This is a genomic window from Escherichia sp. E4742, assembly GCF_005843885.1.
GTDB lineage: Bacteria > Pseudomonadota > Gammaproteobacteria > Enterobacterales > Enterobacteriaceae > Escherichia.
This window is the reverse complement of record NZ_CP040443.1, coordinates 678355-693026: the sequence shown is the minus strand read 5'-3', so window position 1 is coordinate 693026 and position 14672 is coordinate 678355. Positions and strand designations below refer to the sequence as shown.

The 14672-nt window shown below is 50.3% G+C and carries 10 protein-coding genes and 5 tRNA genes; 11 read left to right on the top strand and 4 right to left on the bottom strand.

Translation table 11 applies throughout. The annotated features are described in order from the left end of the window. Positions 1-85 precede the first annotated feature (85 nt). The 11 genes from alaS (at position 86) to luxS (ending at position 7744) form a co-directional block, all read left to right on the top strand. Positions 86-2716, top strand: coding sequence for an alanine--tRNA ligase (alaS, locus tag FEM44_RS03340; protein ID WP_135521343.1), 2631 nt, complete (start codon positions 86-88; stop codon positions 2714-2716). Between the two features lie 234 nt (positions 2717-2950). Beyond that, positions 2951-3136 (top strand): carbon storage regulator CsrA, encoded by a 186-nt coding sequence (csrA, locus tag FEM44_RS03335; RefSeq protein WP_000906486.1) that lies wholly within the window; start codon positions 2951-2953, stop codon positions 3134-3136. A gap of 315 nt (positions 3137-3451) precedes the next feature. Continuing rightward, positions 3452-3544, top strand: a tRNA-Ser gene (locus FEM44_RS03330). Positions 3545-3547: 3 nt separating this feature from the next. After that, positions 3548-3624, top strand: a tRNA-Arg gene (locus FEM44_RS03325). A 64-nt stretch (positions 3625-3688) separates the two neighbouring features. Then, positions 3689-3765 (top strand) — tRNA-Arg (locus FEM44_RS03320). Between the two features lie 62 nt (positions 3766-3827). After that, positions 3828-3904: transfer RNA gene (locus FEM44_RS03315), tRNA-Arg, on the top strand. 197 nt (positions 3905-4101) lie between these two features. After that, positions 4102-4178: transfer RNA gene (locus FEM44_RS03310), tRNA-Arg, on the top strand. Positions 4179-4458: 280 nt separating this feature from the next. Further along, a complete protein-coding gene (gene yqaB / locus FEM44_RS03300; RefSeq protein ID WP_032184973.1) occupies positions 4459-5025 on the top strand; it encodes a fructose-1-phosphate/6-phosphogluconate phosphatase in 567 nt (188 codons plus the stop codon). Next, positions 5022-5450, top strand: coding sequence for a YqaA family protein (locus tag FEM44_RS03295; RefSeq protein WP_138158858.1), 429 nt, complete (start codon positions 5022-5024; stop codon positions 5448-5450). Before yqaB ends, FEM44_RS03295 begins: the two co-directional genes overlap by 4 nt. 72 nt (positions 5451-5522) lie before the next feature. Continuing rightward, positions 5523-7079, top strand: coding sequence for a glutamate--cysteine ligase (gshA, locus tag FEM44_RS03290; RefSeq protein ID WP_135521345.1), 1557 nt, complete (start codon positions 5523-5525; stop codon positions 7077-7079). 149 nt (positions 7080-7228) lie between these two features. Next, entirely contained in the window at positions 7229-7744 is a 516-nt protein-coding gene (luxS, locus tag FEM44_RS03285) for an S-ribosylhomocysteine lyase (RefSeq protein ID WP_001130211.1), read from the top strand. A 105-nt stretch (positions 7745-7849) separates the two neighbouring features. Here luxS and FEM44_RS03280 read toward each other — a convergent pair whose 3' ends face one another. The 4 genes from FEM44_RS03280 to emrB form a co-directional block, all read right to left on the bottom strand. Further along, positions 7850-10489 (bottom strand): autotransporter outer membrane beta-barrel domain-containing protein, encoded by a 2640-nt coding sequence (locus tag FEM44_RS03280; protein WP_138158856.1) that lies wholly within the window; start codon positions 10487-10489, stop codon positions 7850-7852. Between the two features lie 562 nt (positions 10490-11051). Beyond that, positions 11052-12164: an AAA family ATPase gene (locus FEM44_RS03275; protein ID WP_135521365.1), complete on the bottom strand. Its 1113-nt coding sequence runs from the start codon at positions 12162-12164 to the stop codon at positions 11052-11054. Further along, complete coding sequence (locus tag FEM44_RS03270; RefSeq protein WP_135521368.1) at positions 12161-12868, bottom strand: RNA ligase family protein; 708 nt, start codon at positions 12866-12868, stop codon at positions 12161-12163. Before FEM44_RS03270 ends, FEM44_RS03275 begins: the two co-directional genes overlap by 4 nt. A gap of 257 nt (positions 12869-13125) precedes the next feature. Beyond that, positions 13126-14664: a multidrug efflux MFS transporter permease subunit EmrB gene (gene emrB / locus FEM44_RS03265; RefSeq protein ID WP_135521371.1), complete on the bottom strand. Its 1539-nt coding sequence runs from the start codon at positions 14662-14664 to the stop codon at positions 13126-13128. Positions 14665-14672 lie beyond the last annotated feature (8 nt).

The following is a 14672-nucleotide window of genomic DNA, read 5'->3' as shown; positions in this document are numbered from 1 at the left end:
ATTCCCACTTTTCAGTTACCAGCCCGGCGGTTAAGACACGCTGTAGCTGGTGGCGATATTTCGTTAGCTTGATTTCAGGATAATTATGAGCAAGAGCACCGCTGAGATCCGTCAGGCGTTTCTCGACTTTTTCCATAGTAAGGGACATCAGGTAGTTGCCAGCAGCTCCCTGGTACCCCATAACGACCCAACTTTGTTGTTTACCAACGCCGGGATGAACCAGTTCAAGGATGTCTTCCTTGGGCTCGACAAGCGTAATTATTCCCGCGCTACCACTTCCCAACGCTGCGTGCGTGCGGGTGGTAAACACAACGACCTGGAAAACGTCGGTTACACCGCGCGTCACCATACCTTCTTCGAAATGCTGGGCAACTTCAGCTTCGGCGACTATTTCAAACACGATGCCATTCAGTTTGCATGGGAACTGCTGACCAGCGAAAAATGGTTTGCCCTGCCGAAAGAGCGTCTGTGGGTTACCGTCTATGAAAGCGACGACGAAGCCTACGAAATCTGGGAAAAAGAAGTAGGGATCCCGCGCGAACGTATTATTCGCATCGGCGATAACAAAGGTGCGCCATACGCATCTGACAACTTCTGGCAGATGGGTGACACTGGTCCGTGCGGCCCGTGCACCGAAATCTTCTACGATCACGGCGACCACATTTGGGGTGGCCCTCCGGGAAGCCCGGAAGAAGACGGTGACCGCTACATTGAGATCTGGAACATCGTCTTCATGCAGTTCAACCGCCAGGCAGATGGCACGATGGAACCGCTGCCGAAGCCGTCTGTAGATACCGGTATGGGGCTGGAGCGTATTGCCGCCGTGCTGCAACACGTAAACTCCAACTATGATATCGACCTGTTCCGTACGCTGATTCAGGCGGTGGCTAAGGTGACTGGCGCGACCGATCTGAGCAATAAATCGCTGCGCGTTATCGCTGACCACATTCGTTCTTGTGCGTTCCTGGTAGCGGATGGCGTAATGCCGTCCAACGAAAACCGTGGTTATGTACTGCGTCGTATCATTCGTCGCGCAGTGCGTCACGGCAATATGCTGGGCGCGAAAGAAACCTTCTTCTACAAACTGGTTGGTCCGCTGATCGACGTTATGGGCTCTGCGGGTGAAGACCTGAAGCGCCAGCAGGCGCAGGTTGAGCAGGTGCTGAAGACTGAAGAAGAGCAGTTTGCCCGTACTCTGGAGCGCGGTCTGGCGCTGCTGGATGAAGAGCTGGCAAAACTTTCTGGTGATACGCTGGATGGCGAAACTGCTTTCCGCCTGTACGACACCTACGGCTTCCCGGTTGACCTGACGGCTGACGTCTGCCGTGAGCGCAACATCAAAGTTGACGAAGCTGGATTTGAAGCAGCAATGGAAGAGCAGCGTCGTCGTGCGCGCGAAGCCAGCGGCTTTGGTGCCGATTACAACGCGATGATCCGTGTTGATAGCGCATCTGAATTTAAAGGCTATGACCATCTGGAACTGAACGGCAAAGTGACCGCGCTGTTTGTTGATGGTAAAGCGGTTGATGCTATCAATGCAGGCCAGGAAGCTGTGGTCGTGCTGGATCAAACGCCATTCTATGCAGAATCCGGCGGTCAGGTTGGCGATAAAGGCGAACTGAAAGGCGCTAACTTCTCCTTTGCGGTGGAAGATACGCAGAAATATGGTCAGGCGATTGGTCACATCGGTAAACTTGCTGCGGGTACTCTGAAAGTGGGCGACGTGGTACAGGCAGATGTAGATGAAGCTCGTCGCGCTCGTATTCGTCTGAATCACTCCGCAACGCACCTGATGCACGCTGCGCTGCGTCAGGTTCTGGGTACTCATGTCTCCCAGAAAGGTTCGCTGGTTAATGACAAGGTGCTGCGTTTTGACTTCTCGCATAACGAAGCGATGAAACCAGAAGAGATTCGTGCTGTCGAAGATCTGGTGAACGCGCAGATTCGTCGTAACTTGCCTATCGAAACCAACATCATGGATCTCGAAGCGGCGAAAGCGAAAGGTGCGATGGCGCTGTTCGGCGAGAAGTATGATGAACGTGTACGTGTGCTGAGCATGGGCGATTTCTCCACCGAGCTGTGTGGTGGTACTCACGCCAGCCGCACCGGTGATATTGGTCTGTTCCGTATCATTTCTGAATCGGGTACTGCTGCAGGCGTTCGTCGTATCGAAGCGGTAACCGGAGAAGGTGCTATCGCCACCGTTCATGCAGACAGCGATCGCTTAAGCGAAGTCGCGCATCTGCTGAAAGGCGATAGCAATAACCTGGCTGATAAAGTACGTTCAGTACTGGAACGTACGCGTCAGCTGGAAAAAGAGTTACAACAGCTTAAAGAACAGGCTGCTGCACAGGAGAGTGCGAATCTTTCCAGTAAGGCAATTGATGTTAATGGTGTTAAGCTGTTGGTTAGCGAGCTTAGCGGTGTTGAGCCGAAAATGTTGCGCACCATGGTTGACGATTTAAAAAATCAGCTGGGGTCGACAATTATCGTGCTGGCAACGGTAGCCGAAGGTAAGGTTTCTCTGATTGCAGGCGTATCTAAGGACGTCACAGATCGCGTGAAAGCAGGGGAACTGATTGGTATGGTCGCTCAGCAGGTGGGCGGCAAGGGTGGTGGACGTCCTGACATGGCGCAAGCCGGTGGTACGGATGCTGCGGCCTTACCTGCAGCGTTAGCCAGTGTGAAAGGCTGGGTCAGCGCGAAATTGCAATAATATAAGTGTCAGGCAATGCCGTGGACTTGCTTCACGGCATTCGCATCGACGCTATCGACAATGATAAAGTCAGGTTGAAGTTGTGTATATCGGCTAAACTTAGGTTTAACAGAATGTAATGCCATGACTGCTTAGATGTAATGTGTTTGTCATTGCTTACTTTTTGGCGTTATATGATGGATAATGCCGGGATACAGAGAGACCCGACTCTTTTAATCTTTCAAGGAGCAAAGAATGCTGATTCTGACTCGTCGAGTTGGTGAGACCCTCATGATTGGGGATGAGGTCACCGTGACAGTTTTAGGGGTAAAGGGCAACCAGGTACGTATTGGCGTAAACGCCCCGAAGGAAGTTTCTGTTCACCGTGAAGAGATCTACCAGCGTATCCAGGCTGAAAAATCCCAGCAGTCCAGTTACTAATCTTTCCGCGTCTCATCTTTAACGGTGAGACGCACCCTCAAAATTTCTCCTTCACTTCATTTTCTTTTCGCGTTACTCCCGTTCATTTAACTTTTGCCTTCATTTTTCTCTATCACTGCTACCTGTCAGAGGCCTGTTTTTCTGTTGATAAAACACTCTTTTTGACGTTTTTACAGACTAATTGAGCGCGAAGTGTGCAAACGATAAAAGTGTGGGAAAAATTGTTTGACTTATAAGTCTCAGAAAGTAATATGTGCGCCACGCAGCGACGATGAGCGATAAACAAGTTCTTCGAAGCACTCGTAAGAGGCGTGTGGTGAGGTGGCCGAGAGGCTGAAGGCGCTCCCCTGCTAAGGGAGTATGCGGTCAAAAGCTGCATCCGGGGTTCGAATCCCCGCCTCACCGCCATTTGCATCCGTAGCTCAGCTGGATAGAGTACTCGGCTACGAACCGAGCGGTCGGAGGTTCGAATCCTCCCGGATGCACCATCTCTTACTTGATATGGCTTTAGCAGCGGTATCAAAAAATCTGCAGTAAAGTAAGTTTCCCGATGCATCCGTAGCTCAGCTGGATAGAGTACTCGGCTACGAACCGAGCGGTCGGAGGTTCGAATCCTCCCGGATGCACCATCTCTTACTTGATATGGCTTTAGTAGCGGTATCAATATCAGCAGTAAAATAAATTTCCCGATGCATCCGTAGCTCAGCTGGATAGAGTACTCGGCTACGAACCGAGCGGTCGGAGGTTCGAATCCTCCCGGATGCACCATATTCTACGAAATCCTCAGCGATGAAGGTATCGAAGAGGTAGCGGTACTAACCGCAGGCACCAGGGAGGATAACGTTGCTTTAGCAACGGCCCGAAGGGCGAGCCGCAAGGCGAGTCATCCTCCCGGATGCACCATCTCTTACTTGGTATGGCTTTAGTAGCGGTATCAATATCAGCAGTAAAATAAATTTCCCGATGCATCCGTAGCTCAGCTGGATAGAGTACTCGGCTACGAACCGAGCGGTCGGAGGTTCGAATCCTCCCGGATGCACCATATTCTCCGTAACCTTCAGCGATGAAGGTATCGAAAAGGTGGCGGTACTAACCGCAGGCACCAGGGAGGATAACGTTGCTTTAGCAACGGCCCGAAGGGCGAACGCCAGTGAGTCATCCTCCCGGATGCACCATCTTCTCCAAAAAATTTCCTTCAAAAATATCTCATTTCTAAATAACTATTTTATCCATATCCTGAATAATCTTCCCTTTCGCCATCAGCGACAAAATCAAGCAATTACGCTAAAGTAGCGTCATATTTTTCGACTTGCGAGAAGACCATGTACGAGCGTTATGCAGGTTTAATTTTTGATATGGATGGCACAATCCTGGATACGGAGCCTACGCACCGTAAAGCGTGGCGCGAAGTATTAGGGCATTACGGTCTTCAGTACGATGTTCAGGCGATGATTGCGCTTAATGGCTCGCCCACCTGGCGTATTGCTCAGGCGATTATTGAGCTGAATCAGGCCGATCTCGACCCGCATGCGTTAGCGCGTGAAAAAACTGAAGCAGTAAGAAGTATGCTGCTGGATAGCGTCGAACCGCTTCCTCTTGTTGAAGTGGTGAAAAGCTGGCACGGACGTCGACCAATGGCTGTTGGAACGGGGAGTGAAAGCGCCATCGCTGAGGCGCTGTTAACGCATCTGGGATTACGCCGTTATTTTGATGCGGTCGTTGCCGCCGATCACGTCAAACACCATAAACCTGCGCCAGACACATTTTTGTTGTGCGCACAGCGTATGGGCGTGCAACCAACGCAGTGTGTGGTCTTTGAAGATGCTGATTTCGGTATTCAGGCTGCTCGCGCTGCAGGCATGGACGCAGTGGATGTTCGCTTGCTGTGAGTGAAGCTTTATCGCTTTTCTCGTTGTTTGCCAGTAGTTTCCTCAGCGCTACACTATTACCCGGTAATTCCGAAGTCGTCCTGGTTGCAATGTTACTTTCCGGGGTAAGTCATCCCTGGGTTTTAGTGTTAACAGCAACAATGGGTAATAGCCTTGGAGGGCTAACTAACGTTATCCTTGGGCGTTTCTTTCCACTGCGCAAAACATCGCGCTGGCAAGAGAAAGCCATCGGCTGGCTGAAACGATATGGTGCAATCACACTATTATTAAGCTGGATGCCCGTGATTGGCGACTTACTGTGTCTGTTAGCGGGATGGATGCGCATCTCGTGGGGACCGGTAATCTTTTTTTTGTGCCTTGGTAAAGCGTTACGCTATGTTGCGATTGCAGTAGCTACCGTTCAGGGCATGATGTGGTGGCACTAATTGTAGGCCTGCACACATGGCCACCATTACAGTTATGCTAAATAAAACGATTTTGACAGGCGGGAGGTCAATTTGATCCCGGACGTATCACAGGCGCTGGCCTGGCTGGAAAAACATCCTCAGGCGTTAAAGGGGATACAGCGTGGGCTGGAGCGCGAAACTTTGCGTGTTAATGCTGATGGCACACTGGCAACAACAGGTCATCCTGAAGCATTAGGTTCCGCACTGACGCATAAATGGATAACCACCGATTTTGCGGAAGCATTGCTGGAATTTATTACACCAGTGGATGGTGATATTGAACATATGCTGACCTTTATGCGCGACCTGCATCGTTATACGGCGCGCAATATGGGCGATGAGCGGATGTGGCCGTTAAGCATGCCATGCTACATCGCAGAAGGTCAGGACATCGAACTGGCGCAGTACGGCACTTCTAACACCGGACGCTTTAAAACGCTGTACCGTGAAGGGCTGAAAAATCGCTACGGCGCGCTGATGCAAACCATTTCCGGCGTGCACTACAATTTCTCTTTGCCAATGGCATTCTGGCAAGCGAAGTGCGGTGATATCTCGGGCGCTGATGCCAAAGAGAAAATTTCTGCGGGCTATTTCCGTGCTATTCGTAACTACTATCGCTTCGGTTGGGTGATCCCGTACCTGTTTGGCGCTTCTCCGGCAATTTGTTCTTCTTTCCTGCAAGGTAAACCGACGTCGCTGCCGTTTGAGAAAACCGAGTGCGGCATGTATTACCTGCCGTATGCGACATCGCTACGTTTGAGCGATTTGGGCTATACCAATAAATCGCAAAGTAATCTTGGTATTACCTTTAATGATCTCTACGAGTATGTTGCGGGTCTGAAGCGGGCAATTAAAACGCCGTCGGAAGAGTACGCGAAGATTGGTATTGAGAAAGACGGTAAGCGGCTACAAATCAACAGCAACGTGCTGCAGATTGAAAACGAACTGTACGCGCCGATTCGTCCAAAACGCGTTACCCGCAGCGGAGAGTCGCCTTCTGATGCGCTGTTACGTGGCGGCATTGAATATATTGAAGTGCGTTCGCTGGACATCAACCCGTTCTCGCCGATTGGTGTAGATGAACAGCAGGTGCGTTTCCTCGACCTGTTTATGGTCTGGTGTGCGCTGGCTGATGCACCGGAAATGAGTAGTAGCGAACTTGCCTGTACACGCGTTAACTGGAACCGGGTGATCCTCGAAGGTCGCAAACCGGGGCTGACGCTGGGTATCGGTTGCGAAACCGCGCAGTTCCCGTTGCCGCAGGTGGGGAAAGATCTGTTCCGCGATCTAAAACGCGTCGCGCAAACGCTGGATAGCATTAACGGCGGCGAAGCGTACCAGAAAGTGTGTGATGAACTGGTCGCCTGCTTTGATAATCCCGATCTGACTTTCTCCGCCCGTATCTTACGGTCTATGATTGATACTGGTATTGGCGGAACCGGCAAAGCGTTTGGTGAGGCTTATCGCAATTTGTTGCGTGAAGAGCCGCTGGAAATTCTGCGCGAAGAGGATTTTGTAGCCGAGCGCGAGGCGTCTGAACGCCGTCAGCAGGAAATGGAAGCCGCAGATACCGAGTCGTTCAAGGTGTGGCTGGAAAAACACAGCTGATAGAAAAGAAAAAGGCCACTCGTGAGTGGCCAAAATTTCATCTCTGAATTCAGGGATGATGATAACAAATGCGCGTCTTTCATATACTCAGACTCGCCTGGGAACAAAGAGTTCAGAATATTTTAAAAAAAATTACCGGAGGTGGCTAAATGCCGTTGTTAGATAGCTTCACAGTCGATCATACCCGGATGGAAGCGCCTGCAGTTCGGGTGGCAAAAACAATGAACACCCCGCATGGCGACGCAATTACCGTGTTCGATCTTCGCTTCTGCGTGCCGAACAAAGAAGTGATGCCAGAAAGAGGGATCCATACCCTGGAGCACCTGTTTGCTGGTTTTATGCGTAATCATCTTAACGGTAATGGCGTTGAGATTATCGATATCTCACCAATGGGCTGCCGCACTGGTTTTTATATGAGTCTGATTGGTACGCCAGATGAGCAGCGTGTCGCTGATGCCTGGAAAGCGGCAATGGAAGACGTGCTGAAAGTGCAGGATCAGAATCAGATCCCTGAACTGAATGTCTACCAGTGTGGAACTTACCAGATGCACTCGTTGCAGGAAGCACAGGATATTGCACGTAGCATTCTGGAACGCGACGTACGTATCAACAGCAACGAAGAGCTGGCGCTGCCGAAAGAGAAGCTGCAGGAACTGCACATCTAGTCTGGTTCGTTTAAGCAGAAGAAGCCGGGCGGTGATATCTCTGTCCGGCTTGCCTGATGTGCTACGGGAGCGCGCCACCCGTACGTGACAGGTGGCAAAGCGGCATTAAAAGAGATATTTCATGCCCAACATTCCCTGGGTATCACTGTAACCGTTGTCACCCAACTGCTGGGCGACATTGCCCCACAGTTGCAGACGCGGAGTAATCTGACCTTCCACCCCCGCTTTTAACTCGCCAGTGTTACGCGCGCCGATGATCTCATCGCCGATGTGATCCATCTTCACGCTGTAATTGCGGGAGTTATAAATCCAGTTGGTTTCCACGAAAGGCTGGAAAGAACGCGCTTTATGATCATCAATAGCATGATGACCCTGCAGATATGCTTTCACCCCCAGACGCGTTTGCAGGTTGCCTTCGGTGCTGTCCTCAACCAGCGTGCCATTGTCTTCAGTATGATTGTCTGCCTTCACATCCATCCACGTCAGTTGCATTTTTGGCTGCAACCAGTAGCTGGTGCGGGCATCTGCGCTTTCACCAAGACGGAAGGTATAACCCGCTTCAATGGCGGCGGTGATGCCGTCAGAGTGATATTTCTCACTCGGCAGGTACTCGCCGGAGACGGTGTTATCAAACCAGTTATAGAGCAACCAGCTGTCAACGTAAGTCCCTGTTTTGTCTGCTTCATTAGCGTACCAGGTGCCATACACGCCCACACTGTAGCCGTCGATTTGCCCACGTGAGCTGTACCCGGTCAGGCTGGAGTGCGTGTGACTCTTGCTGTTGGCATAGCCAGCCATCAGGCCGAGATGCCAGCGATCAAGGTCATTACTGCTCCATTGCGCGAGGTCACCACCCAGTTGCAGAACATAACGGTTGCTCTGAGTGCTCAGTTCATCCGAGCGATCTTTAAAACGATTATGTCCGCCAATGTTACGCATCCACAAGCTGGTCACTTTCTGTTCGCCAGTGAGCAGGTCGGTGTATTGTGTTTCCCCCAGACGGTCATGCAGCCGGGTATTAAACAGCGTATTTGCCGCCTGAATATTGGCCAGATAGCTACCAATTTCCGGGCGATACAGATGTTTTCGTTCTGGTTGTGGAACAGATGGCGTAACAGGCGGCTCCGGTGTCACAGGCGGTTCTGGTGTTACAGGGGGCTCAGGTGTTACAGGTGGCTCAGGATCTGGTTCCGGGATGACAGGTAGTACCGGAGGGGTATACGGTCCTGCGGGAATTTCACTGGTTAAAAACCAGTTCTGGTTGTCGCTTTTTACCACGTTGTAGTCATAGGGACCGGCAACAATACGACCTTCTTTACTGAAAACGCCCTCTGACAGGCCGTCAACCTCCACAATTTTTATTCCTTCAAGCGTACTGGCCCCCTGACCACCGGCATTGTGAACACTCACGCGGGTATGACCAGACGTGTTGCCTTTTACAATTAATTTATCGGTCGCGGAATTATCATCACCGAGTTCGGTACGCATAACTAACAACCCATTATTGGCGGTGTAATCTCCATTAATGGTGAGTGTGGCAGGTGTCAACTTGTTGCCATTTTTTGAGGACGATAGCGTCGCTGCACCTGCTAAATCCAGCGTATTTAAGGTTTGTGAAAAACCGTCTAAATCAATATTCCCTCCACTGGAGACGACATAACTGGAGTTCGGACTAAAGGTATCGTTGATACCGGCGCGCAGGGTGCCTTTACTAATATTCGTTTGGCCAGAATAGGTATTTGCGCCAGTCAACGTAGTGATACCTGAACCTACTTGGTTAACCTCGCCTTTGCCAACGATATCTGCAGCAAGGATAAAATCTTCGCTGGAATGGTTGAAATTAATTTGGGCAGTACTATCCCCTACATCGCTTCCCATATGGATAATCGGTGTCTTAATTGCCCCCGCTTTCTGTTCGGCTTCTCCCTGCGCTCCACCAATGTTTAGAATACCGGTGCTGGTTTCGTCCATTCCAAGCCAGATAAATTGATTCGCGCTGACCGTGGCATTATTACTAACGGTAAGAGTACCCTTTGCATCGTTCTGCAATGAGCCCAATCCACCAAGGGAGATAAACTCATTCACGGCTAATGAAGAATTGTCACCATCAACCAGGGTTTCGCCGTATCCCGTTCCCTGAAAATTCTCCATATTTCCATTAAAGCCAATGATCATATCTTTTGATGCTGTAAGATGACCGCCATGAGTGATTTCGAGTTTACCCGTCCCCTGATCGCCTACCATCACATACCGTGCGGCAACGGATGAACCCTCACCGTCAATAACAACTTGACCCTGTGCCTGGTAATTAAATTCACCGATTCTGAATTCATTTAAATCGGTGATAGTACTGCCGCTAAGCACCATTAAGGTTCCTGAACCACCATTCGTACCTAAATAAACATCGCGTTCATTAGGCGATGCATGACTAAGCGTTAGATGAGTATTATTTTCTAATTTCATTACCCCGGAGGTAGCATTGCCGATTACGATTTTAGCCGTAGACAGATCCCGCCCATCTATATTCAATGTTCCTTCACTTTTTGAACCAACATTAAGATAATGAAATTGATCCCAGGCTGATGAATTATTTTCGGATGAGGATAGCGTTACAACATCATTATTGTCGATGGTAACATCACTGTTGATGGTCGTGGGTGGTGTCCATGCCAGTGAAACGGGTATTGATAACACGGTTGAAATAGCTATTGCCAGCGTTGACAAGGGATGCTTTTTGATGTTCATAAAGTTCCTTCTCATCCTTATGATTTATTTTTAGATAAATAATGAACTCACAGTAACTACGTAAGAAAATTAGATTTTAACGTCTTTGGAACAGGTTACTGTTTCTTCAAATGAAGAGTAGTGCGTGAAACCAATGTTTATAAATCAGTTTAATTTATGGTTAATTTAATATTAATTTATTTTGATGGTTTAGGCGTTAGGGTGAAAATAAGGTGCATAATTTTACTTAGCGGAAATCTTTAAATGTCTTAAGGCATAAAAAATAAGCAAAGAAAAAGCAAAAGAAATCAATAAGATGTTTTTTCGGAATTTTGCGTGGTTAGTAACAGTAACTGATTAATTGCATGTTTATTGTTTGCACATCTTTTTAGATATAAAAAACACCAGGATTATTATCAAAAAATAATGCAAGTCTGGTTTCCAGATATGGGTTATATGCACGTAAATAATAAGATTAAACATTTCCTCATTAAGAAAAGTGCAAAAGTATTCACTTCTCAGGCAATGTAAATCTGCCCGATACGATAAACGTACCGGGCTGGTGTTTAATTCTCCGGTTTTTTTACCTGTCAGTCACCCGATATTCTACGCTATGCGCTTCATCAGGTTGTGGAACTTCCAGCCTTGAGGCCATCCGCATCACCACCGTTTCAGGAACGGCATACTCGCGTCTGGCATTTTGCTGCTTCCATTGCGACCACGGCACTTCCAGATAGACAATCCTGACTCTCGCATCGTAATCCGTAAACAGACTGATAAGCTGGCTACGCAGCTGGCGGGTAATATTCGTTGCATTCCAGATGAACGGCGTTTTCTGGCGTAAAAATACGCGTGCCTCTTCTTTCGCCTGTTGGACAATACGACCGGTGGCGGTTTTATCGTCAGGGCTGGCATTGATTCGCCGCCGCATGTCATCAAGGCTGATAACATCCATTCCCTGGCACTGTTCACTAATATAGCGATCTTTGCCCATTCCCGGTAAGCCACACAGCAAAGTAACTTCAAAATGTTCAACCTCCCAGGGAATAAAATCGGGAGAACTTTGTTCATGGGTCAGGTAATGCCAGCGTGCGGAATCAGAAACGAATGGGCGCATTTTTCCCCAGCATTGTTGCTCCTGGCAAAACAGCTCGAACAGATCGATGCGTTCCATCATTGACTGCTTATCAGGGCAATGACGACCAAGCAGATCGGCACGGGCAAGCAGGGCGAGCAGACGTGTGTCGACGCGCATCGCAGCAGTGAGCAGTAAACGCTCCGGTTCCGGACGTTCCAGTAACCATAGCGGTAACCCATGCAGACGCACCAGTGCAACGATTTGCTCGCGCAGCACAAATGGCGTGGGGATATCGCGCCATAAAATTTGTCGGGCCGTCAGTTCGCCCCGACGAGCATGACCAGGCGACTGAATACGCCCGTCCTCCCGTACCGTAGTGCTGCGCTTTTCAACGTCATGCAATAACGCCGCCGCCCATAAAACTTCCTGCTGCTGAGCGGGGAGATGCTGGAACTCTGCAATAGCAACGAGCGCGTTAAGCACCATTTCGGTATGCACGCCAACGTCACCTTCGCCATGATGCTCCGGGTCTTGCGGCGTGTTATGCATCTCCTCAACCCAGCTAAAACGCTGGCGAAGTATCGACCAGCGTTTGTCGTCGGTAAGTCGCCAAATCATGACTGTTCTCCATAAGCGAGCTCATGGGACATCCGCGCCCGACGCCAGTGGCGTTTCCAGTGCACGGTGGTTTTGACATGATTTTTGCGCACATACTTGAAGACGTTATGCGAAAAGTCAGCGACGGAAAACGCGTCACGATTTCGGCTGACAATGCCTTCCAGCGTACAGGGGCGGTCAGTTTGTGTATCCCAGGGATCGAACGCGCCGCGTGTATTGGTCAGCGCCAGAAAATCATGTTGCCAGCTTTTTTCGTCGTTACCCGGCTGCGGGCCGGAGATTTCGGGGACGCAGGGGAAATCAAACAGGGCGGCGTAAAACTGCACCTCTTCCCAGCTCAGCCACATATCCTGGCAGCGAATGGCAAACAGGTAAAAGTCCTGTTCCAGCGCCCGATATTCAATCGAATGGACGGCATAAAGATTTTCGCCAAACAACTCCAGATCGCCGAGATCGTTTTTCAGCAGTTGCCAACGCTGGCGAATTTTATAAGTCCACGCCGACTGTGTAGGCGCGGCATGGGAACGGGCAAACACGCCGAAGCGATTAAGACAGTTATTTTCGCCGTCGAGTTTTTCTGTATGTACCAGTTGCGAAATTGCCTGCATATCTTGCCAGTAACTGGCGTTAATGCGGTCATCGCTGGTGGTGCCAGGGGAGAAAGGGTAGTGCCAGGTTCTCCCGTATTTACGTTGGGTATTCATAATAATCCATTATTTGGTGTGTAATAAATGTACGCCCGCGAGGGTGCGAGTTTTGGGGTTAAAAGAAAAATGTAAGTATCACCCGCGAAAGTGAGGGCGAAGGAAAAAGAGAATTAACAACCTGAACGAATGCTCAGAACCGGTTAATGGTGAATGGAAGAGTGTGAGGCGGCGAGAAGATACACCGATTGAGTGGATAAAACAACTGATTGCAGAATAAGCAAAGAAAAAGGGAGCCACAGCTCCCTTTGACAACCTTAGTGCGCACCGCCTCCGCCGCCACCTGCGCCAAATGGCGGTTTAGCAAACCACACCAGCCCCAGCAGGATGAGGAATATCCCGGCTGACATCCAGAAGATCTCATTGGCGGAAATAATCAGCCCCTGATTGGTGATCTGCTGAGCAATCCAGCCCGATGCCTGCTGTTGCGTCATCCCCAGACCTTCCAGTTGACTGTACATCGCCTGGGCGTTCGGGTTATACGGGTTCACTGATTCGGTCAACTGAGCATGGTGCATCGACTCGCGGTTAGTCCACATCGTCGTCGTTATGGACGTACCTATAGACCCCGCCAGCGTCCGCGTAAAGTTGGAGAGGCTCGACGCCGCCGCCAGTCGTTCCGGTGGCAGACCAGACAGCGTAATGGTGGTCAGCGGCATAAAGAAGCAGGCCACCGCGAAGCCCTGGATAAACTGCGGCCAGGCCGACGCGCCAAAATCCATACCCGGTTCAAAGGTATAAGCACGCCAGTAGAAGCAGACGGCATACATAATAAAGCTGAAGGTTACCAGCCGACGCATATCCAGTTTATGCGCGAAGCGGCCGATAATCGGCGACAGGATCACCGGAATAATTCCTACCGGCGCAGAGGCCAGCCCTGCCCACGTCGCCGTGTAGCCGTAGACCTCCTGCAACAACTGCGGCAGCAAAACAATTGCGCCGAAGTAGAGCATATACGCGAGGCTGATACACAAGCAGCCAATAGTAAAGTTGCGCGACTTAAACAGTGACAGATCGACTATCGGGTTATCGTCGGTCAGCTCCCAGACAATCAGGAAGCTGATAGCCACCACCGCCACCACGGTGAGGATGATAATTTCTTGCGAAGAGAACCAGTCCAGTTCTTTACCCCGGTCGAGCATAATCTGTAGGCTGCCGATACCAATCACCAGCAGCGCCAGCCCCACGGCATCAATCCGCCGCCGCTCGGTACGGGTTTCACGTCCGCGCAGGGTTTGTAGTGTCATCAACACAACTGCTACGCCAATCGGTACGTTGATGAAGAATATCCAGCCCCAGTGGTAATTATCGCTGATATAACCGCCGAGGATTGGCCCGCAGATAGGCGCGACAATTACCGTCATCGACCACAACGCCAGCGCGATAGAACGTTTGGCAGGTGGGTAGTTATTCAGTAATAGACTTTGCGAAAGCGGGATCAATGGCCCGGCGACAATCCCCTGAATGACGCGGAAGAAGATCAGCATATTCAGGCTGCTGGAAACACCACACGCCCACGAAGCAATGGCGAAGGCGATGGTCGACCAGAGGAACAGTTTCACTTCCCCGAAGCGCTTTGCCAGCCAGCCGGTAAGAGGGATCGAGATGGCATTCGCCACCCCGAAAGAAGTGATTACCCACGTTCCCTGACTGAGTGATGAACCCAGGTTCCCGGCGATAGTGGGGATCGCCACGTTAGCAATGGTGGAGTCCAGCACCTGCATGAATGTCGCCAGCGACAGCGCAATCGTCATAATGACCAGTTGCGCGCCTTCCAGCGGTTTTTGCTGTTGCATCACACGCA